The 17131-nt window shown below is 60.9% G+C and carries 18 protein-coding genes, 1 tRNA gene and 1 pseudogene; 12 read left to right on the top strand and 8 right to left on the bottom strand.

All coding sequences use genetic code 11. The features are described 5' to 3' along the window. Positions 1 to 99: 99 nt before the first annotated feature. The 4 genes from FJ954_RS17160 to FJ954_RS17145 all read right to left on the bottom strand — a co-directional run bounded on the left by FJ954_RS17160 (position 100) and on the right by FJ954_RS17145 (position 2618). Positions 100 to 184: transfer RNA gene (locus FJ954_RS17160), tRNA-Leu, on the bottom strand. A gap of 305 nt (positions 185 to 489) precedes the next feature. Beyond that, positions 490 to 1245, bottom strand: coding sequence for a DUF4239 domain-containing protein (locus FJ954_RS17155; RefSeq protein WP_140662071.1), 756 nt, complete (start codon positions 1243 to 1245; stop codon positions 490 to 492). Positions 1246 to 1443: 198 nt separating this feature from the next. Then, positions 1444 to 2163, bottom strand: coding sequence for a carbonic anhydrase (locus FJ954_RS17150; RefSeq protein WP_140662070.1), 720 nt, complete (start codon positions 2161 to 2163; stop codon positions 1444 to 1446). Between the two features lie 167 nt (positions 2164 to 2330). Next, positions 2331 to 2618 (bottom strand): PilZ domain-containing protein, encoded by a 288-nt coding sequence (locus FJ954_RS17145; RefSeq protein WP_140662069.1) that lies wholly within the window; start codon positions 2616 to 2618, stop codon positions 2331 to 2333. Positions 2619 to 2828: 210 nt separating this feature from the next. Here FJ954_RS17145 and FJ954_RS17140 point away from each other — a divergent pair, with 210 nt between their 5' ends. Then, positions 2829 to 3368, top strand: coding sequence for a J domain-containing protein (locus FJ954_RS17140; RefSeq protein ID WP_015318076.1), 540 nt, complete (start codon positions 2829 to 2831; stop codon positions 3366 to 3368). Between the two features lie 22 nt (positions 3369 to 3390). Here the strand turns inward: FJ954_RS17140 and FJ954_RS17135 are convergent, their stop codons facing one another. Continuing rightward, the gene (locus FJ954_RS17135) at positions 3391 to 3969 is read right to left on the bottom strand and encodes an NUDIX domain-containing protein (protein ID WP_023773121.1); all 579 of its coding nucleotides are present in this window, start codon (positions 3967 to 3969) and stop codon (positions 3391 to 3393) included. Positions 3970 to 4124: 155 nt separating this feature from the next. Here FJ954_RS17135 and FJ954_RS17130 point away from each other — a divergent pair, with 155 nt between their 5' ends. The 3 genes from FJ954_RS17130 to FJ954_RS17120 all read left to right on the top strand — a co-directional run bounded on the left by FJ954_RS17130 (position 4125) and on the right by FJ954_RS17120 (position 5885). After that, positions 4125 to 5228: an NADH:flavin oxidoreductase/NADH oxidase gene (locus FJ954_RS17130; protein ID WP_140662068.1), complete on the top strand. Its 1104-nt coding sequence runs from the start codon at positions 4125 to 4127 to the stop codon at positions 5226 to 5228. Between the two features lie 109 nt (positions 5229 to 5337). Next, on the top strand, positions 5338 to 5616 hold the full coding sequence (locus tag FJ954_RS17125; RefSeq protein WP_140662067.1) for a DUF982 domain-containing protein: 279 nt from the start codon (positions 5338 to 5340) through the stop codon (positions 5614 to 5616). A gap of 29 nt (positions 5617 to 5645) precedes the next feature. Then, on the top strand, positions 5646 to 5885 hold the full coding sequence (locus FJ954_RS17120; protein ID WP_015318080.1) for a DUF2188 domain-containing protein: 240 nt from the start codon (positions 5646 to 5648) through the stop codon (positions 5883 to 5885). A gap of 71 nt (positions 5886 to 5956) precedes the next feature. Here FJ954_RS17120 and FJ954_RS17115 read toward each other — a convergent pair whose 3' ends face one another. Continuing rightward, positions 5957 to 6241 carry a hypothetical protein gene (locus FJ954_RS17115; protein WP_015318081.1) on the bottom strand — a complete coding sequence of 95 codons (285 nt, stop codon included), beginning with the start codon at positions 6239 to 6241 and terminating at the stop codon, positions 5957 to 5959. A 364-nt stretch (positions 6242 to 6605) separates the two neighbouring features. On the opposite strand from FJ954_RS17115, the pseudogene FJ954_RS17110 reads away from it, so the two are divergent. From FJ954_RS17110 to FJ954_RS17080, 7 genes and pseudogenes are all read left to right on the top strand, one after another. Further along, positions 6606 to 7350, top strand: a pseudogene (locus tag FJ954_RS17110) (competence/damage-inducible protein A). Positions 7351 to 7433: 83 nt separating this feature from the next. Next, on the top strand, positions 7434 to 8267 hold the full coding sequence (locus FJ954_RS17105) for a universal stress protein (protein WP_140662066.1): 834 nt from the start codon (positions 7434 to 7436) through the stop codon (positions 8265 to 8267). 115 nt (positions 8268 to 8382) lie between these two features. Beyond that, positions 8383 to 8883, top strand: coding sequence for a xanthine phosphoribosyltransferase (gene gpt / locus FJ954_RS17100; RefSeq protein ID WP_015318084.1), 501 nt, complete (start codon positions 8383 to 8385; stop codon positions 8881 to 8883). A 210-nt stretch (positions 8884 to 9093) separates the two neighbouring features. After that, a complete protein-coding gene (locus tag FJ954_RS17095; RefSeq protein WP_015318085.1) occupies positions 9094 to 9582 on the top strand; it encodes an NUDIX hydrolase in 489 nt (162 codons plus the stop codon). A 91-nt stretch (positions 9583 to 9673) separates the two neighbouring features. Then, positions 9674 to 9985, top strand: coding sequence for a PilZ domain-containing protein (locus tag FJ954_RS17090; protein ID WP_140662065.1), 312 nt, complete (start codon positions 9674 to 9676; stop codon positions 9983 to 9985). A 670-nt stretch (positions 9986 to 10655) separates the two neighbouring features. Then, the gene (locus FJ954_RS17085) at positions 10656 to 14444 is read left to right on the top strand and encodes a vitamin B12-dependent ribonucleotide reductase (protein WP_140662064.1); all 3789 of its coding nucleotides are present in this window, start codon (positions 10656 to 10658) and stop codon (positions 14442 to 14444) included. Between the two features lie 11 nt (positions 14445 to 14455). Then, positions 14456 to 15313: a hypothetical protein gene (locus FJ954_RS17080; RefSeq protein WP_140662063.1), complete on the top strand. Its 858-nt coding sequence runs from the start codon at positions 14456 to 14458 to the stop codon at positions 15311 to 15313. A gap of 116 nt (positions 15314 to 15429) precedes the next feature. Here the strand turns inward: FJ954_RS17080 and FJ954_RS31590 are convergent, their stop codons facing one another. Then, positions 15430 to 16062, bottom strand: coding sequence for a hypothetical protein (locus tag FJ954_RS31590; RefSeq protein ID WP_181177833.1), 633 nt, complete (start codon positions 16060 to 16062; stop codon positions 15430 to 15432). Next, the gene (locus FJ954_RS17070) at positions 16055 to 16576 is read right to left on the bottom strand and encodes a hypothetical protein (RefSeq protein ID WP_140662062.1); all 522 of its coding nucleotides are present in this window, start codon (positions 16574 to 16576) and stop codon (positions 16055 to 16057) included. The genes FJ954_RS31590 and FJ954_RS17070 overlap by 8 nt, the downstream gene beginning before the upstream one ends. Positions 16577 to 16760: 184 nt before the next feature. On the opposite strand from FJ954_RS17070, the gene FJ954_RS17065 reads away from it, so the two are divergent. Then, positions 16761 to 17129, top strand: coding sequence for a hypothetical protein (locus tag FJ954_RS17065; RefSeq protein ID WP_140662061.1), 369 nt, complete (start codon positions 16761 to 16763; stop codon positions 17127 to 17129). Positions 17130 to 17131 lie beyond the last annotated feature (2 nt).

The following is a 17131-nucleotide window of genomic DNA, read 5'->3' as shown; positions in this document are numbered from 1 at the left end:
TCTGTATGGCATGGGTCAAACAGCCAGAGCGGTTCCGGCTCGATCCGGTCCACTTGACCTCGGGACTGAACACCTAGCCATGTTTAAATTGCCTCTGCATGGTGCGGGCGGCGGGACTTGAACCCGCATGGCCGAGGCCTCCGGATTTTAAGTCCGGTGTGTATACCAATTTCACCACGCCCGCAGTCGTCGCAGATTTAGTTGGACCCACCCTGTTTGGAAAGCGCAAAAGGAGTTTCCCACATCAGGAAAACATGTGGGAAATTAGCGGGATTTCCCGCAGTCCATGGCTATTTGTGGGAAAATTGCATGCGGAAAACTGTGCTTTGCCACGATCCCCGAAGAAACCCAATAGACTTAAAATCCCTCGATCTCTGATCGTGCGGGTTCGATCCCGTCGTCCGCACCAGAAAAAAGTCTTCAGATTTGTTTGGATTTTCTCTGTTGAACCGCCGCAGCGTCGTTTAGTCGGCGTGCCACTGCTGCGGATCACTGCTGTAACTCGGACAGCGCCCTCTGCATCGGGGCCATTGAAATCTGGATCGGGCCGGAAAAAGCCACGTCCATGTCGAAGATCAGGTAGATCGCCCCGGCAACCAAAGCCGCCGATGCCGCGTAGGTCGAAACGGTGACCGTATTGCGTGGCGCCCTGAAGCCGAAGCTGGCGAAGATCAGCACCAGCCAGGTAACCAGGAGCGTGATCAGAGGCACCGGGATCGTGCCCTCCGACTGCTCGATCAGCACCCAGCGCAACTCCAGCACCTTCTGCAAATGCTGGCGGGCGTCCTGCACAATGAAGCCATGCGCATCGTCGGTCGGCGCCAGCGCACTCAGCCGGGTGCCGATTTCCGCCAGCAACTGCTCAGAGAGCCGGTTGGCGGCGACCAGCGTCTCGCTGGTGGGCGAAGAATCACCCGCCACACGCTGCACATAGACGACCAGCGGCTGGCGTACCGTGTCGGTTTGCGGGCCATATTGGCGCAAGGTCCTGTCGAGAAGGATCAATTCGGTCGCATAGGCGTGCACGTTGCGGTCGATCGATTCGAAGGTGTTCCTGGCCGAGTTGATCATCAGGCCGAGCATCAGCGAGGTCATGACCCCGAACAAGTTCGCGGCGTGCCGAACCACGGTGTTCGTGTCGTCGTCACGATGTTTGGCCGGCAATTTTGGCCATATCGCCGTGCTGGCGAGCGCGGCCACCGTCAGGCATAGGAAGATTACCATTGCGATGAAAGCTTCGCGCATGCCGCTCATTCCGATTGGCAATGGCAAGGCGTCAGTTGGTGACCGCCATCACTATTCCGGCGCGTCCTTGCGCCCTGCCGAACGCCTGCCGCGGCCCTTGTGGCCGAGATAGGCGGCCGTCACCGCCCCGGAAGGCAAGCCAAGCCAGACCCCGACGCATCGAGGCCCCCAGAGCCTTCGATCTCGATGACGGGTGTGTCATTCGATGTAAGTCACCGCACCCGTTTGCAAGTCATAGATTGCCGCGACTATCTTCAGCTTCCCCGCCTTGATGAGGCCGGCTAGGACCTTGCTCGAGGCGGCCAGTCGCCTCGCGGTCCTCCGCGCGCTTTCCTTGGCGGTGTTGTCGACAAAATCACCCGCTTCGCTCCGCGCTGCTATCGCCGCGGGCAGGATCGGTTCGATCATCGGACCGATCGCGCCAGGATAGGTCGCGTTCTTGGTCACCACGTCGCACGCCGCCTTGACGGCGCCGCAGTTTGTGTGCGCGAGAACGACGATCAAGGGTGAGCCGAGCACCGCTGCCCCGTATTCGACCGTCCCGAGCGTGGCGGTGTCGACGAGGTTGCCAGCATTCCGGGCGACGAACAGTTCTCCAACGCCGTGACCGCCGAAGATCAGTTCAGGCGGAACGCGACTGTCGGCGCAACTGATGATCGTGGCCCAGGGCGCCTGGTGTGCGGCGACAGCATTCCGCTGCGCGGCAAGGTCTATCGAGCAGAGTTCCGGGTGACCGACGTAGCGTTCGTTGCCGGATTTCAGTGCGGCGAGCGCGTCATCGAGGCTCAGCGCGGTCACCGCACCTTGGGCCGCGCGCGCCGACCATGTGGCCCCACCAACGCCGAACGCAACGAGCCCCGCGCCGACTTTGAGGAAATCCCTCCGGTCGACCGCTTTGCCATCACAGGTGTAGCACATTCTCAATTCCCCGCCCTGGTCCCCAAGGCATAATATGCGCTTGCTCTAATATATAGCAAGCGATCGGCGACAACGTCAGGATTGATGAGATGGCGGCAGGATGCGAGACGACGAAAGCCACCGGCAACGCAGTGCTGGGTGCCCTCGTATCAACCGGCTTACCGCCTTTAGGTGATCTTCAGCGAGAAATTGCCGTGGATCTGGATGCCCAGTCGCTCGCCCTTTCTCCAGCGCACTTCCGCTCGATAAGTCGCACCGTCCAACGGCACGCGCAGCCGGAAGGTATTTGGCACTTCAACCCCCACAGCGACACGCAACTCGGCGCCATGCTCATGCTGGTTTCTGACGGCGCAGCCTATTTCGCCATCCTGCGTGATTATGAACGCCTCCTTCAAAACCACCTCGCGTAAGTGCGTTCGACGCTCTACTGGAGGTTCAGAAGGTTTATCGGTCATGGCAAGCCGCCTCCGACGAGCGAAATGCTACCAGACCAAGGTCTGCAGCTCAGGACGCAAAGGTCTGACGTTTTCGCTTAATTCGTGTATCTGACCCTTTGTACGCTCGGCACATTAGTAAATCGTGAAATATATACTCTATGGTCGTCGCCAAAATTGTCACCTGACGCTGAGACACAGACGGCGAAAATGGCATGGGGGAAGCCAGGTATGTTCATCGACTTCTACGAAATGCTGGAAATCAGCCCGAATGCCAATTCGGAAACGATAGAACGCATTTTTCGGCATTTTGCCATGCGCTACCACCCCGACAACCAAGTCACTGGGAACGAGTCACGCTTCAGTGATATTCTTGAGGCTCACAACACGCTCAAGGATCCGGTCAAGCGTGCGCAGTACGACATTCAGTACAAGGCGCATTTGAACCACCGGGCCGAGCTGACCGATGAGGCGAGCAACACAAAGGGCTTCGATCGAGATTCCGTCATTCAAGCCAAAGTGCTGTCACTGCTGTATGTAAAACGCCGACAGGACGTCAATCATCCCGGGATAGGCGACGAAGAACTCGAACGAATGTCAGGCTGTCCGCAAGAGCACCTCGAGTTTCACCTCTGGTATCTGAAAGCGAAGGGCTGGATAGCCAGGACGGAAAACGGTACGTTCGCCATAACCGTCGAAGGCGTCGATCGCGTTAATTCCGAACATCATCGTGACGCGGCCACCACCCGACTGTTGGGTCACGCGGGCTGAATTGAGATCGCTCGGTCTCTGATCAAGCCGTCACCGGATTCAGCTTCAGGTGCTGGATCAGGATGATGGTCTTGGCATCGACAATGCGGCCATCGGCGATGCCGGCCAGCGCTTCGTCGAGCGGCATTTCCAGGACCTCGATGTCCTCGCCCTCCTCCGGAGCGCCGCCGCCGGCCGAGATGCGGTCGGCGGGCGAGTAGCGCGCGACGAAGAACCAGAGCCGCTCGGTGACGCTGCCCGGGCTCATATAAGGCGAAAACAGCCGCTCGATGTCCTTCAACCGGTAACCCAGTTCTTCCTCGGCTTCCTTGCGGATGGCGGTTTCCGGATCGTTTTCGTCCAGCAAGCCGGCGCAGGCCTCGATCAGCGGCTCGCGGTGGCCGGTGACATAGGCGGGATAACGGAACTGGCGCACCAGAAGCACAGTCGAACGCTGGGGGTCATAGGGCAGGATCACCGCGCCGTCGCCGCGATCATAGGTCTGGCGGACCTGCGTCTCCCATTGACCGTCACGCCGGCGATAGTCGAGCACGGTCTTTTTCAGGACCGCCCAGTCGTCGGAGAGAACCTCTTCCGAGCGGATACGAACGCGGTCTTCCATATGACACCTCGATGCTGGCTGGCGGACGCAGGCGTAGCCGCGAAGCGGAACAGGCGCAATCCGGCGATTGGTCCAGCGCGCGCTTCACCGTCTCGTGTGTGGTATGGACGGGTGCCGTCGCCTAGATAGGGCATTCCCCTTCCCGGAGTTTTTCCATGACGACATCGCTTTTCCAGCCGATCACCCTCGATGGGCTCACCTTCCCCAACCGCATCGCCGTGGCGCCGATGTGCCAGTATTCCGCCGAGGACGGCTCGGCCAGCGACTGGCATCTTTACCACTGGATGAACCTTGCCATGTCCGGTGCCGGCATGGTCACGGTGGAGATGACCGACGTCGAGCGGCGCGGGCGCATCAGCCATGGCTGTCTCGGCCTCTATTCCGAAGACAATGAAGCCGCCGCGCGGCGCGCGCTGGATGCGGCCAAGCGCGTGGCCGCACCCGGCACTAAGTTCGGCACGCAGCTGGCGCATGCCGGCCGCAAGGCCTCGAACCGCAAGCCCTGGGAAGGCGGCGGCCCATTGCAGCCAAACGAGGATCCCTGGCAGACCGTCTCGGCTTCGGCCATCGCCTACGACGCCGGCTGGAACGTGCCGCGCGCCCTGGACGATGAGGAAATCCTGCAGCTCGTCGAGCGGTTCGCGGACGCCGCAAGGCGGGCCGACCGTGCCGGTTTCGACTTCATCGAACTGCATGCGGCGCATGGCTACCTCATCTTCCAGTTCCTGTCGCCGCTGTCCAACCAGCGCACGGATCGCTGGGGTGGCTCGCTGGAAAACCGGATGCGTCTCGTCGTCGAGATCGCCAGGGCGGTGAAGAAAGCCGCGCCGAAACTGATGCTCGGCGCACGGCTGTCGGTGAAGGACTGGGTCGATGGCGGCTTTGACGTCGCGGACGCGGTCGAGGTGGCGAAAGCGCTGAAGGCCGAAGGCGTCGCCTATCTCTGCTGCTCGAGCGGCGGCAATTCGCCATTGCAGAAATTACCCACCGGCCCCGGCTATCAGGTGCATCTGGCCGAAGCCGTGCGCAAGGGCGCGGGCATCCCGACCCGGGCGGTCGGCCTGATCGACGACCCGAAACAGGCCGAGGCTGTTATCGCCGAGGGTCGCGCCGACATGGTGGCGCTGGCGCGAGCCTTCCTCGCCGATCCGCGCTGGGGATGGCGTGCGGCCGCCACGTTCAGCGAAAAGATTCATCCGGCGCCGCAGCTCGCCCGCTCGGTGACGACGATGGAACATTGGATGAAGGCCGCCGGCTGATCGCCCTTTCTCCCGACGCCGGCGCGCTTGCGCAACGGCGTCGCGACCTTTGGGCGCAGGCCGAAGGCCACTTTTGCAACCAAATTGGCTGCTTTGCGTTGCGGCCATGATGATGGACAACAAACCCTTTGAAACGCCGGTCGTGGTCGAGCTTGGCCATGTCGGCAAATATCGCCATATCCGCTCGGCCCAGGAGGCGGCCGAGTGCTTGATGACGGTGTGGCCGCTCAATCGCGGGCCTCGTCATCGTGATGCCCTCGACACTTGCCTCAAAGTGCTGGAAGGTTATCGTTCGACAGCGGAAGCGCGCCGGGCACTGATCGAGGCGGCCAGGGAATCGGAAGTGCTGGTGCCCGACGACAAGCTGCCCGACGACCGGCTGCATTGAGCAGGCGGACCTTTTAACTGGAGGTTTTGATGGCGAAGCTGACTTACAAGATCGTCGAGCATGACGGTGGCTGGGCCTACAAGGTCGGTGCGACCTTCTCGGAGACATTTCCCACCCATCAGGATGCATTGCGTGCCGCCGAGATCGCTTCGGCCGAACAGCAGGTGGCGGGTTCCACCGATGGTATCCAGTATGAGGACGCCGAGGGCAAATGGCACGAGGAACTGGCCGACGGCCGCGATCGGCCCCAGACTGAAATCTCGGATTGATCCAGCCCTGCGCCAGCCGCGGACGCCAGGAGAGACGGCGTCCCGCGGCAGGCAATACACGGCTGGCCTATTTACTTGCCGCAATACTGATCGTTGACGTTGCCCTGGGCGTTCGCATCGGGGCCTGGCGTGCTTGAGGCACAAGGCCCGGCCGGGCCGGGGTTGCCAAGGGTGCTCAATCCAGAGCCGTCGGCGTTGATGCTGCCAGTGGTGCTCTGGTCGATGGCCGACGAATCCTCATTGCCGAACAGCCACCAATTGTGATGGTTGGAATAGGTAGCGTCCGACGATTGGGCCATCGCCGATGTGGCGAGACCGATCGTCAGGACGGATGCTGCGAAAAGTTTCCTGTACATTGATTTTACTCCGTATCTTGATCTTGGCCGCCTTGGGATGCGACACGGGGTAAACCTGACCGTCAGCCGAATGGTTCCCTGAAATTCTCGTGAAGTGGCGGTGATGTCGGGTGACAAAAGCGCGTGCCGCCATGCGCTCGAAGGCTGTGACCTGTTCGGGCGCGACGGATTGCGGCACCACCTCGGCCCTGGTCGCCCTCCGCGACCGAGGACAATCCGGAAGGGCTTGTTCCCATCCTGGTCAAGCCGCGCTTGGTACTGCAATGCAGGTGTGGTGGACGTGTCGGATCGTTCGCCTTTGGACGGCATTGCCGCCGCCCATCCGCCGCGCTATTTCAGGCGACCCGTCCTGCCGGAGCGTTCCATGCCTGAAATCGTCACTGCCGCCATGCTCGTCATCGGCGATGAGATTCTGTCCGGCCGCACCAAGGACAAGAACATCGGCCATCTCGCCGATATCATGACGGCGATCGGCATCGACCTGAAGGAGGTGCGCATTGTTCCCGACGAGGAAGACGAGATCGTCGCTGCGGTGAATGCCGTGCGCGCACGTTATACCTATGTCTTCACCACCGGCGGCATCGGCCCGACTGCATGACGACATCACAGCCGATTCGATCGCCAAGGCGTTCGGCGTGCCTTGCGAATACGATGCCAAGGCCTATGCCCTGCTGGAGGCGAGCTATGCCGCGCGCGGCATCGAATACACCGAGGCACGCAAGCGCATGGCGCGGATGCCGCGCGGCGCCGACCATATCGACAACCCGGTCTCCGTGGCGCCCGGATTCCGCATTGGCAACGTCCATGTCATGGCCGGCGTGCCCTCGATCTTCCAGGCCATGCTCGACAATGTCGTGCCGACCTTGAGAGCCGGCACCAAAATGCTGTCGGCCACGGTGCACTGTCCGTTCGGCGAGGGCCTTGTCGGCGGGCCATTGGGCGAGATCCAGAAAGCCCATCCGGGTACGATCATCGGCTCCTACCCCAAGTATGGCGACGGCAAGTTCTGGACCGAACTGGTCGTTCGTGCCCGCAGCGCGGAGGCGCTTGAAGCCGCGCGCGCCGACGTCGAGGCGATGGTGGCAGGTTTCGCGGGTAAGGCGAGCTGATCCGCTGTAAACCGGAACCAAGAACGACGCTACGACGTTTCCCTGGCGCGAAGGCTCGTCGCTCGCACGATCGAGGGGTCATCATGCGTTTCAAGACCATCGTCGCCATTCTGCAGAACGAGCAGGACGCCGAGCGGGTGCTCGACTGCGCCATTCCGCTTGCCAGCCGCTTCGAGAGCCATCTGATCGGCATCCATGCCGAGGCGCTCCCGGTGCCCTACACGTCGGCGACGGGCTTTCCCGATACGGAATTCCTGCAGGTTTCCGCCGACATGAACCGGGAGCGGGCCGACAAACTCCAGGCTGTCTTCCTGAAGCGGATCGAGGATTCCGGCCTTTCCTTCGAATGGCGCAGCCTGGAGAGCTTCTCCGGCGACAGCGCACTGACCGGGATTTCAAGCGTGCGCGCCTCCGATCTCATCATCGCCGCCCAACGCGAGACCGGCGGCGATCCGAGCGCCGACGTCGATACGCTTGTCTACGACGCCGGCCGGCCGGTGCTGGTGGTGCCGAGTGCGGGTCCGCTGGTCACCACCTTCAAACGCGTGCTGCTTGCCTGGAACGGCAGCAAGGAGGCCGCGCGCGCCGCCTTCGATGCCTTGCCTTTCATCATCGAGGCCGAGAAAACCGACATACTGGTCATCGATCCGCCCGATACGCTCGACGAGCGCCCGGAGGCCGCGGGCGCCGAAATCGCGTCGGCCCTGTCGCGCCACGGCGCCACCGTTAGCGTCTCGGTGCAGAAATCGGGCGGCACCTCGGTCGACGACATAATCCAGAACAGGATCACCGAGACCGGCGCCGATCTGCTGGTGCTTGGCGCCTACAGCCACTCCTGGCTGCGCCAGCTGCTCTTCGGCGGGGTAACACGCACGGTGCTGCGCTCGGCACAGGTCGCGGCCTTCCTGTCGCGATAAGTCCACAGCGATTGCTGCCGGCCACCCTTGCCAAGTCCGGGGGTTTCCAGTTAATTCCGCGCGCATTCCCCTGTTTCTTGCACGCGGCCGCCGCGTGCCGTGGAGTGCGCGAGACATGTCCCTTCCCGAAAAAGCCTTCCCGGTCTCCTGGGACCAGTTCCATCGCGACGCGCGCGCACTTGCCTGGCGGCTTGCCGGCACCAGCAAAGGTCAGTGGAAGGCTATCGTGTGCATCACGCGTGGTGGCCTGGTCCCGGCGGCGATCATTTCGCGCGAACTCGGCATCCGCGTGATCGAGACGGTCTGTGTCGCCTCCTATCACGACTACACCAGCCAAGGGCAGTTGCAGGTGCTGAAGGAGATCACGCCGGCCTTGCTGGCCGACGATGGCGCCGGCGTGCTGATCGTCGACGACCTAACCGACACCGGCAAGACCGCCGGCATCGTGCGGGCAATGATGCCGAAGGCCCATTTCGCGACAGTCTACGCCAAGCCGAAAGGCCGGCCGCTGGTCGATACGTTCGTCACCGAGGTCAGCCAGGATACCTGGATCTATTTCCCTTGGGACATGGGTTTCACCTATCAGAAGCCGATCGCCGACGATCACGCCGGCTGATTCGCGGCAAGCTGCTTTTTTCCAATCAAGCCAGCGCCGACGGCAATATTTGCTTGCGCGAAGGCATCCGCCGCCAAGATATCCTGTGAAATCGACCCTTGTTGGCGGAAATCAGCCAGCGTGACCGAAGTTTTTACTTTTATTGGTCACAATTAGCCGTAAGATTCATGAGACGGCAAACGATTCTGGAGGCTGGGGCTAGCTTCTCCGATGTTGACACGGCCAACGACGCACAACCACCTTGCTGAAAGGGTCAGGCGACTCTTTGGCACGGCGCCGTGCCGTCTGCAGGTTGCCGCCCTGCCCTGGCGCGATGTCGGGAACGGCGTCGAGGTCATGTTGATCACCAGCCGTGATACTGGCCGCTGGGTGCTTCCAAAAGGCTGGCCGGAAGCCAGGGAGCCGCTCTGCGAAGCGGCCGCCCGCGAGGCCGCCGAGGAAGCCGGTTTGCGCGGAAACATCTCTCATCTCGAAGCCGGCCGCTATTTCTATGCCAAGGTGCTGGCTTCGGGCGAAGAAGTGCCTTGCGAGGTTCTGGTGTTCCCACTGCACGTCGACAAGATCGCGGACCGCTGGAAGGAAAAGCACTCCCGCACCCGCAAATGGGTCAGCTCCAGCGAAGCGGTGCGCATGGTCAATGAACCCGACCTTTGCCAGATCATCGCCTATTTCTGTGCCGACCCACGCAGGTTCTCCTGATCGACGCCTTTCGCGGCAGACGCACAACCTTGTGCCGCAAGGGTTTGCTAATTTTTGGTGGTTAGGATCGATCGTTCCTGGCGTTTGATCGATGGCGAATCCCGCAGACCCACTTCAGCACGACCCCGGCGAGCCGCAGCGCGAGCATCGCCCGCGCGTGCTCAAAGGTGGAACAGTCATCACGGGGATCCAGAATTCCGAAGTCGCCTGTACGGTGCGCAACCAGCATGCGGGCGGCGCCGAACTGAAATTACCGGCCGAAGCCAGGGTTCCCGATCATTTCCTTCTCTACATAGCGCTCGACGGCGTCGCCTATCGCTGCGAGGTCCGCTGGCGCCGCGGCGACCGGATCGGCGTACAGTTCAACGGGACCGAACCCAAGCCGAAGCTACACTACGGCTGAGGCCCGGCCCACCGGCTTGGCTGGCTTTTTGCGGCATCCAGCAAATGTTTCGCAGCGCCCGTGCCGCTGGCCAACGATCGCACCGGCTTGCCGCCGGGCAGATGGCCGACGGCGGGTCGATTCTATCCCCGTTATTCACATGTGTGACACACAAGATGTTGGGGTCACAAAAGCTACGCAAACGAATCCTTGACGGCTCGAAACGAGTCGCCTTTTATAGGCCATGCGCTCCTGTTGAGAGCGCGACCGGAAAGTTCTGAGCCCGGTCTTTTTCCCGGATTATGTGCGTTTTGCCCGCATTTCCGCCTGTTACGAGGCCGGCGGAAGCGTTGGGATCGTGGGTTGGGTGGGCGACGAAAGGGAGAATTGTCGGACTGGAATAAATTGTCTGTTAATACTATATTTAGTGTTTGCAGCTAAGTTCGACGCTAGATAGTGTGAATTTCCCTCGAGTGGGGGAATCGAAAAATTCAGTTTTGAGGGGCCCGCGGGCCGGTTGGCAGCCTCGGCAGATGCCTGGCAAGGCGATTGTCGTGTGCGTGGCCGAGCCTGCGAAGAGGAGATGCCGGCATTGTTCGCAATGCCGGCAAACGGCGGACTGCGCGTTTCGTCTTTTGGGGCAGAAATCCCCTGATGAAAGCGCTATATGTAGACAAAAGGGACCGGACCAATGCGCATCGAGCGTCGTTTCACCAAGCCAGGACATGCAGGCCAAGAAGGGGCCGCTTATGCGGAGATCGAATTCCGCAAGGCGCTTTCCGAGATCAAGAATCCGGATGGCTCGGTGGTGTTCCGCCTGGACAACATCGATGTGCCTGCGCAGTTTTCCCAGGTCGCCGCCGACATCCTGGCTCAGAAATATTTCCGCAAGGCCGGCGTTCCCGCGCGCCTGAAGAAGATCGAGGAGAACGACGTCCCCTCCTTCCTGTGGCGTTCCGTCGCCGACGAAGCCGAACTCGCCAAGCTTCCCGAGGCCGAGCGCTACGGCTCCGAGATCGACGCCCGCCAGGTCTTCGACCGGCTGGCCGGCACCTGGACCTATTGGGGCTGGAAGGGCGGCTACTTCAAGGCGTCGGAGGAAGACGCGCGCGCCTTCCGCGACGAGCTTGCCTATATGCTGGCGACCCAGCGCGTCGCGCCGAACTCGCCGCAATGGTTCAACACCGGCCTGCACTGGGCCTATGGCATAGATGGTCCTAGCCAGGGTCACTTCTATGTCGACCCGTTCACCGGCAAGCTGACCAAGTCGAAATCCTCCTACGAGCATCCGCAGCCGCATGCCTGCTTCATCCAGGGCGTGCAGGACGACCTCGTCAACGAGGGCGGCATCATGGATCTGTGGGTGCGCGAGGCGCGCCTGTTCAAATATGGCTCCGGCACCGGCTCGAACTTCTCGCTGCTGCGCGGCGAAGGCGAAAAGCTGTCCGGCGGCGGCCGCTCGTCCGGCCTGATGAGCTTCCTCAAAATCGGCGACCGCGCCGCCGGCGCCATCAAGTCGGGCGGTACGACGCGCCGTGCGGCGAAAATGGTCATCGTCGACGCCGACCACCCCGATATCGAGGAATTCATCGACTGGAAGGTCAATGAAGAGCAGAAGGTCGCCTCGCTGGTAACCGGCTCCAAGATCGTCAAGAAGCATCTCGAAGCGATCATGAAGGCCTGCGTGAACTGCGAAGGCCATGACAACGACTGCTTCGATCCGGCCATCAACACGGCGCTGAAGCGCGAAATCAAGTTGGCCAAGAAATCGGCTGTGCCGGAAAACTACATCTACCGCGTCATCCAGTTCGCCAAGCAGGGCTACACCTCGATGGCGTTCAAGACCTACGACACCGACTGGGATTCTGACGCCTACCTCACCGTTTCGGGCCAGAACTCCAACAATTCGGTGTCGCTGAAGGACAATTTCCTGCGCGCCGTTGAAGAGGACGCAGACTGGCACCTGACCGCCCGCAAGGACGGCAAGGTCTTGAAGACGCTGAAGGCGCGGGATCTCTGGGAAAAGATCGGCTACGCCGCCTGGGCGTCGGCTGATCCCGGCCTGCATTTCAACACCACGATGAACGACTGGCACACCTGCGCTTCGGCCGGTGCGATCCGGGCCTCCAACCCGTGCTCGGAATACATGTTCCTCGACGACACGGCCTGCAATCTCGCCTCGATCAACCTGCTGCCCTACCGCAACACCGACGGCACCATCGATATCGCAGCCTACGAGCACACCGTGCGGCTGTGGACCATGGTGCTGGAAATTTCGGTCATGATGGCGCAGTTCCCGTCGAAGGAGATCGCCAAGCTCTCCTACGACTACCGCACGCTGGGCCTCGGCTATGCCAATATTGGCGGCCTGCTGATGACCTCGGGCATTCCCTACGATTCCGACGAGGGCCGCGCCATCTGTGCCGCGCTGACCGCCATCATGACCGGCGTCGCCTACTCCACCTCGGCCGAGATGGCCTCCGAGCTCGGCGCCTTCCCGGACTATGACCGCAACGCCCAGAACATGCTGCGCGTCATGCGCAATCATCGCCGCGCCGCCTATGGCGACAAGGACGGCTACGAGAAGCTGGCCGTCAATCCTGTGCCTCTCGTCGCATCGGACCTGAAGCAGCAGGATCTGGCCATCCACGCCAAGGCCGCTTGGGACCGCGCCATCGAACTCGGCGAGGAGCATGGCTACCGCAACGCACAGGCAACCGTGATCGCGCCGACCGGCACGATCGGCCTGGTCATGGATTGCGACACCACCGGTATCGAGCCCGACTTCGCCCTGGTGAAGTTCAAGAAGCTCGCCGGCGGCGGCTATTTCAAGATCATCAACCGCGCCGTGCCGGAAGCGCTTCGCACGCTGGGCTATTCCGAGAGCCAGATCGCCGAGATCGAGGCCTATGCCGTCGGCCACGGCAATCTCAACCAGGCGCCGGCCGTCAACCCCGGCTCGCTCAAGGCCAAGGGCTTCACCGACGACAAGATCGCGGCGCTCAACGCGGCGCTGAAATCGGCCTTCGACATCAAGTTCGTCTTCAACCAGTGGACGCTCGGCGCCGACTGGGTGAAGGAGACCTTCGGTTTCACCGACGAGCAGCTCAACGACTTCTCGTTCGAAATGCTGCCGGCGCTGGGGTTCTCCAGGAAGGACATCGAGGCCGCCAACATCCATGTCTGCGGTGCGATGACGCTTGAGGGAGCGCCCTTCCTCAAGGCCGAACACCTCCCCGTGTTCGACTGCGCCAGCCCCTGCGGCAAGATCGGCAAGCGCTCGCTGTCGATCAACAGCCACATCCAGATGATGGCGGCGGCACAGCCCTTCATTTCCGGCGCCATCTCCAAGACCATCAACATGCCGAACGACGCGACGGTGGAGGATGCCAAGAGCGCCTACATGCTGTCGTGGAAGCTGGCGCTGAAGGCCAACGCGCTCTACCGCGACGGCTCGAAGCTGTCGCAGCCGCTCAATGCGTCGCTGCTCGCCGATGGCGACGAGGACGAGGACGAGGCGATCGAACAGCTGGTCGCGGCACCGGCTGCGGCGCGCGCGGCGCAGATCACCGAGCGCATCGTCGAACGCATCATCGAACGCGTGTCGCGCGAGCAGGAAAAGCTGCCCGGCCGCCGCAAGGGTTATACGCAGAAGGCCAAGATCGGCGGCAACACCATCTTCCTGCGCACCGGCGAATATGACGATGGGCGTCTCGGCGAGATCTTCATCGACATGAACAAGGAGGGTGCCACCCTGCGTGGCCTTCTCAACAACTTCGCCATCGCGATCTCGCTTGGCCTGCAGTATGGCGTGCCGCTCGACGAATATGTGCACGCCTTCACCTTCACCAAGTTCGAGCCGGCCGGCATGGTCATCGGCAACGATGCCATCAAGAGCGCGACGTCGATCCTCGACTATGTGTTCCGTGAGCTGGCCATTTCGTATCTCGGCCGCAACGATCTCGCCCATGTCGACCAGTCGGATTTCTCCAACACCGCACTCGGCCGTGGCATCAGCGAAGGCAAGACCGACGCAGTCTCCAAGGGCCTGACCCGCGGTTCGCCGGTGAAGCTGGTGTCGAGGGCAGGCGAGCCGAAGGGCTTTGCCGGCTCCGGCACCCCTGCCCGCTCGGCGCCGACAGCCTTCTCCGGCTCCAACGTGCTGGCGCTGAAGCCCGCAACCGACGAGGCGGTCGCCTACAAGCGAGACTACGAGGAGCGGGCTAGGGAATTGGCGGAAGACATCGCCTTCGAGGAAGCGGCCTCCGATGCCTCGACCGATACCACTGCGGCGCTGTTCACCGATACGGCGGCCCATGAAGCGGCCGAAGCGAAGAAACTCGCCGCCGACCGCCGCGCCAAGTCGCTGCTGCAGGGCTACACCGGCAATTCCTGCTCCGAGTGCCAGAATTTTACCATGGTGCGGAACGGGACTTGCGAGAAGTGCGATACTTGCGGTGCCACGAGCGGGTGCAGCTGAGCTTCCGGTCTGTGAACAAAGAATATTGGGCGCTTATTAGGGAGAATATCGGATCGGCTTCGGTGACAGTTCCGCTATTCTCCCTCTTTCTGTCTGGTGCTTTCTTTTTTGGATTTTTCTCTGTTGTCGGCTTTTCCAATATCGGCACTGTTGGAGTATCCGATTTTTCCAAGGCCGCACTTAGGTGGAGTCCATCCGCTCTTTTTCTCGCGATTGCACTGGCAATTCCTCATCTATCGTCCTCGGGAAGCATCCTTCGGGACACGGAGAAATTGCGGACAAAGATCAAGGCGGGAGCTCCGCTTGATGAAATCGAAGCAGGCCTCAGAAGTATTGAAAATCGCCATCATCGGATATCACGCTTCTTCTCGACGCTAAGCAGACCTCGATTTCTATCTAAAGGATGGGTTGTCATAGCAGCAATTTTATTCCTCAATATATTTATGGTATATCTTTTTATTACTTCAATACCTCCAAATGACGCATTATCTGTTTTGCTATTTTTTCCACTTAATTTTTCTATAATTCTTTACTATTTAATCGTAAACGAAAGAGATGACATAATAGGCTACTTGATAGCAGTATCTACATTTCCGGTACTTACAGCCAATGTTGCCATGTCAGGCCGCAGCACCGCGACCGACCTCTTGTCGCCAAAAGAAAGAAGCTTATATACGATAGGATTCAAAGACAAGGAAATTGTCTTCGATTCCTACATTAGATTTGACTATTCAATATATGCTTATTCAAAAGGAGAAGGTCTTTTTATATACGATACAGATAACGTTAATTACATCAGGATTAAGTATGTATGTATGGATAGTTACTGGACATGCATGCGACATCACCCTCTTATTAATACGCCGTAGCCTTTAGCGAAGCCACGCTCAACGAGTTGCGCGATGAGAGATGCACGAGCCTTCCTTCATATGTAAGAGTGAGCAACAGGCTACTAGCCATAATCGGCTATCTGGTCACGTTCTGATTACTGACCGGCCCCCCGCAAAAGCACCCGCAGCGTCTGCTCATCAAACAACGGCTCATCCTGGCCCACGCGGACGAACAGCAGTTTTCGCGCCGCACCCGCCGGCACCTCGAAATACTGAATCCCGTCCGGCATTTCGCCCCAGTCGCCGCAGGGCGGGTCGGGGACCTCGTCATTGGCCTGCGCCTTCAGCTCTTTCGCATAAGCGGCGTCGGGGCTGAATGTGTAGCGTTTGACGCCGGCGGGCACGGTGCCCTCCGTGTAAGGCGCGAGCTCGCAGCGGGCGTTGACGGCCTTGTCGGTCTTTTCCAGGAACAGGCGCCGCATGGCAGCCTCCGCGGTTTCGCCGGGCTGGATGTCGAGCACCTCGACAAGCGGATCTGGCGCACCGCCATCGCTGTATTTGATGGCGAGCGCATTGCCGACAAACTCGAAATGGATCTGGCGAAAGCCGAAATTGCAGCGCTGCGCCCATGCTCCCAGGCCGATCGTCTTGTCCGTCAGTTTTTCCCAGACGCATTTGTCGATCGGCGGCCGCGACGGTGCCGGCTCCTCCGCGCGCGCCCCGGCAGATACCGTCACGAACGCGAACAGGGCGCAGGTCCAGACGATCGATCCCATAGCGCTATTCATCGCTGCATCCCGTCAAAGTGAAGGCATCCCAGGCTGAGCCGGCGGGGTTGGCATTGGCGAAGTCGGGCCATTCGCTGAACATCGCACCGAACTGCGGCAGCAATAGCCCTTTCGGCGCCGGTGTCGCTTCGCGCGAGTTCAGCTGCTCGGCGCCGCCTCCGGTCAAGGCATAGACCTGCCCGTCCCATATCCGGCAAAGCCCGCTGTCGTCTTGCAGACCCGCTTCGCGGTCGTCGTCGGTGCAGGGGTGGCGGATGGTACCGAGCGGAAACGAGTTCTTGCCGTTGGTCCAGGTAATATCGGCCGGCAGGCTTATGCCGGTATGAGGCACGGCCAGCGAGAACACCTGCGTCGTCAGTGCCGCCGGTTCGTTGCCCAGCGGCCGAAATTGCATGACCGCGCCCGAGCGTGGCTCCTGATAGGTGGCGTGGCTCAGGAGGCATTCCTTGGCGCTCGCCGCTTGCATGAGCCCGAGCGAACCCAGGACAACGAAGGCCAGTTTGCGAATGATCATCGATATCTCGGGCAATGTGTTTGTGAAGCAAGGCCGGCTGCGTGCCGGGCCGCACAGTCGCATCATCCGTACAAAACCATAAGCGAAATCCGGAACCGCTGCGTTTATCGTGCCTCGATCGAAAACTTGCGCCACACAAACCCGCAATCTGTATGATCGAACGCAGCGGCCCAGGAGACAAAAGATGCAGCGTTTGGCACTGATCATAGCGATCTCCGCAACTGCGATTGTGCCGGCCGTAGCGGCAGCGCCCTATGTCGGGACGTGGTCCAGGGACAGGTTGAACTGCCATGCGACCGCCGACGTCCAGCGCCAGACTGTCTTCACTGTGGATCAGTCGGCCTTGTCGTTTCCCAACCTTGGCTGCGAGCACGCGATCTTTCACAAAACCGCCACCGGCTGGGTGGTTCGCGCCAGCCAGTGCTACGGCGCGGACCCATCGCTCGACGAGCCATTTTCTCGCACCATCCATATCGGAAGAGACGGCGCGACGGTGCGGTTGAGCTGGCGCGGATTCGACAGCGGACCTCTCGTGCGCTGCTCAAGGCGGTGACA

The sequence above is a fragment of the Mesorhizobium sp. B2-3-15 genome (assembly GCF_006442875.1).
Classification (GTDB): Bacteria; Pseudomonadota; Alphaproteobacteria; order Rhizobiales; family Rhizobiaceae; genus Mesorhizobium; species Mesorhizobium australicum.
This window is presented reverse-complemented; position numbering and strand designations above follow the sequence as displayed.

Bases quoted from the DNA above. Each gene is read 5' to 3' on its own strand.
- FJ954_RS17085 (WP_140662064.1), top strand. From the start codon at position 10,656: ATGCGCATCGAGCGTCGTTTCACCAAGCCAGGACATGCAGGCCAAGAA.
- FJ954_RS17115 (WP_015318081.1), bottom strand. From the start codon at position 6,241: ATGTACAGGAAACTTTTCGCAGCATCCGTCCTGACGATCGGTCTCGCC.
- FJ954_RS17095 (WP_015318085.1), top strand. From the start codon at position 9,094: ATGTTGACACGGCCAACGACGCACAACCACCTTGCTGAAAGGGTCAGG.
- gpt (WP_015318084.1), top strand. From the start codon at position 8,383: ATGTCCCTTCCCGAAAAAGCCTTCCCGGTCTCCTGGGACCAGTTCCAT.
- FJ954_RS17130 (WP_140662068.1), top strand. From the start codon at position 4,125: ATGACGACATCGCTTTTCCAGCCGATCACCCTCGATGGGCTCACCTTC.
- FJ954_RS17070 (WP_140662062.1), bottom strand. From the start codon at position 16,576: ATGATCATTCGCAAACTGGCCTTCGTTGTCCTGGGTTCGCTCGGGCTC.
- FJ954_RS17135 (WP_023773121.1), bottom strand. From the start codon at position 3,969: ATGGAAGACCGCGTTCGTATCCGCTCGGAAGAGGTTCTCTCCGACGAC.
- FJ954_RS17155 (WP_140662071.1), bottom strand. From the start codon at position 1,245: ATGCGCGAAGCTTTCATCGCAATGGTAATCTTCCTATGCCTGACGGTG.
- FJ954_RS17120 (WP_015318080.1), top strand. From the start codon at position 5,646: ATGGCGAAGCTGACTTACAAGATCGTCGAGCATGACGGTGGCTGGGCC.
- FJ954_RS31590 (WP_181177833.1), bottom strand. From the start codon at position 16,062: ATGAATAGCGCTATGGGATCGATCGTCTGGACCTGCGCCCTGTTCGCG.
- FJ954_RS17140 (WP_015318076.1), top strand. From the start codon at position 2,829: ATGTTCATCGACTTCTACGAAATGCTGGAAATCAGCCCGAATGCCAAT.
- FJ954_RS17105 (WP_140662066.1), top strand. From the start codon at position 7,434: ATGCGTTTCAAGACCATCGTCGCCATTCTGCAGAACGAGCAGGACGCC.
- FJ954_RS17090 (WP_140662065.1), top strand. From the start codon at position 9,674: ATGGCGAATCCCGCAGACCCACTTCAGCACGACCCCGGCGAGCCGCAG.
- FJ954_RS17145 (WP_140662069.1), bottom strand. From the start codon at position 2,618: ATGACCGATAAACCTTCTGAACCTCCAGTAGAGCGTCGAACGCACTTA.
- FJ954_RS17125 (WP_140662067.1), top strand. From the start codon at position 5,338: ATGATGGACAACAAACCCTTTGAAACGCCGGTCGTGGTCGAGCTTGGC.
- FJ954_RS17150 (WP_140662070.1), bottom strand. From the start codon at position 2,163: ATGTGCTACACCTGTGATGGCAAAGCGGTCGACCGGAGGGATTTCCTC.
- FJ954_RS17065 (WP_140662061.1), top strand. From the start codon at position 16,761: ATGCAGCGTTTGGCACTGATCATAGCGATCTCCGCAACTGCGATTGTG.